General features: G+C 47.3%; 1 protein-coding gene. It reads left to right on the plus strand.

Annotated elements, in window-relative coordinates; translation table 11 throughout:
* Positions 1-529 (plus strand): DUF4143 domain-containing protein (locus ACTQ16_RS16780; RefSeq protein ID WP_441938576.1); only part of this gene is annotated, 529 nt, incomplete at both ends.

A 529-nucleotide genomic window follows, 5' to 3' on the forward strand; every position in this document is an offset into this window, starting at 1 on the left:
GGTAAGGTGGAATTTCTCTCTCTCTATCCAATGAACTTTATCGAGTTCGTGATGGCTATGGGGGAGAAGAATCTGGCGCAGCTGCTACTGACGAAGGATTGGAATATGATATCGATGTTTGCCCCCAAGTTTCAGGAACTCTTGAAGTATTATTACTACGTGGGAGGCATGCCTGAATCCGTATTGAGCTTTAGCCAGAATCGTGACTGGAAAGAGGTGAGAACCATACAGAAGGATATTCTGAGCTGTTATCAGAGAGATATGTCGAAGCATGCTCCATCAGAGATTATTCCCCGTATTACTGATTTGTGGAAATCCTTGCCAGCCCAGTTGAGTAAAGAGAACAGGAAGTTTATCTATGGAGTGGTGCGCGAGGGGGCAAGAGCTCGGGAGTATGAGTTGGCCTTGCAGTGGCTGCTGGATGCCGGACTGATATATAAGGTATATAATGTGAAAGCTCCCCGACTGCCACTTGCCAGTTATGAAGACCGGGCAGCCTTCAAGATTTTCGTCCTGGATGTCGGGCTTC

The sequence above is a fragment of the Prevotella sp. LCP21S3_D2 genome (genome assembly GCF_052118345.1).
GTDB lineage: Bacteria > Bacteroidota > Bacteroidia > Bacteroidales > Bacteroidaceae > Prevotella.